This is a genomic window from Schauerella aestuarii (assembly GCF_009866805.1).
In the GTDB taxonomy this organism is placed as follows: domain Bacteria; phylum Pseudomonadota; class Gammaproteobacteria; order Burkholderiales; family Burkholderiaceae_B; genus Schauerella; species Schauerella aestuarii.
The window spans coordinates 1-1,342 of the sequence record NZ_SIZW01000029.1 but is presented as its reverse complement, the minus strand read 5'-3'; the positions used below and the strand labels follow the sequence as shown (position 1 = coordinate 1,342).

At 60.7% G+C, this 1,342-nt stretch carries 1 protein-coding gene; it reads right to left on the bottom strand.

The annotated features are described in order from the left end of the window. On the bottom strand, positions 1–1,342 hold a 1,342-nt coding region (locus EYW45_RS00120), incomplete at both ends, for a VCBS domain-containing protein (protein ID WP_202444507.1).

Below are 1,342 nucleotides of genomic sequence, written 5' to 3'. Positions count from 1 at the left end.
TTGCGCCAACGCTTGAACGTTCGCAGCGTTGTTGTTAAGCGTGTAGGTCCACGCGCCGTCGGTGCCGATGGAGAACGAGCCGTAGGTGCCGGCAGTGCCGGTCTGAGCGGTAAATGTGGCTTGGCCAGCGTCCGCGTCCGTGACAGTCAACGTGCCTGAAGCAGTGGTGATTTGGTCTTCGGTAACCGTGCCAGTGCCTTGACCTGCGATAACTGCTGCATCGTTGGTGCCGATAACAGTGACTGTGACCTGCGAAACCGTGCCGTCAGCAGACGTGACCGTGAACACTTCTTGACGTTGCTCGCCTTGTGCCAACGCTTGAACGTTAGCGGCACTGTTATTCAGCGTGTAAGTCCATGCGCCATCGGTGCCGATGGAGAACGAACCGTACGTGCCGGCCGTGCCGGCTTGAGCCGTGAACGTGGCTTGGCCAGCATCTGCGTCCGATACCGTCAATGTGCCCGAGGCGGTGGTGATTTGATCTTCGGTCACCGTGCCCGTGCCTTGGCCGGCAATGACAGCTGCGTCGTTCGTGCCGATTACGGTGACCGTGACTTGCGAAACAGTACCGTCAGCGGACGTCACCGTGAATACTTCCTGGCGTTGCTCGCCTTGCGCCAGCGCCTGGACGTTGGCGGCAGCGTTATTCAGCGTGTAGGTCCATGCGCCGTCGGTGCCAATGGAGAACGAACCGTAGGTGCCGGCGGTGCCGGCTTGGGCCGTGAACGTGGCTTGGCCTGCGTCGGCGTCCGTAACGGTCAACGTACCCGAGGCCGTCAACACACTGTCTTCAGTAACCGTACCTGCGCCCTGGCCGGCGATCACTGCTGCGTCATTAGTACCGATGACGGTAACGGTGACTTGTGAGACCGTGCCATCAGCCGAAGTTACGGTGAAGATTTCCTGACGTTGTTCACCTTGCGCCAACGCCTGAACGTTAGCAGCCGCGTTGTTGAGCGTGTAGGTCCACGCGCCATCGGTGCCTATGGAGAACGAACCGTAGGTGCCGGCGGTGCCGGCTTGAGCCGTGAACGTGGCCTGACCAGCGTCGGCATCGGTGACAGTCAACGTGCCCGAAGCGGTGGTGGTTTGATCTTCAGTAACCGTGCCCGAACCTTGGCCGGCGATGACAGCGGCGTCGTTGGTGCCGATAACGGTAACCGTGACTTGCGAGATGGTGCCGTCAGCCGACGTGACGGTAAACACTTCTTGGCGCTGCTCACCTTGCGCCAATGCTTGGACGTTGGCGGCGTTGTTGTTCAGCGTGTAGGTCCATGCGCCGTCGGTGCCGATGGAGAATGCGCCGTATGTGCCGGCGGTAGCGGTTTGAGCCGTAAACGTG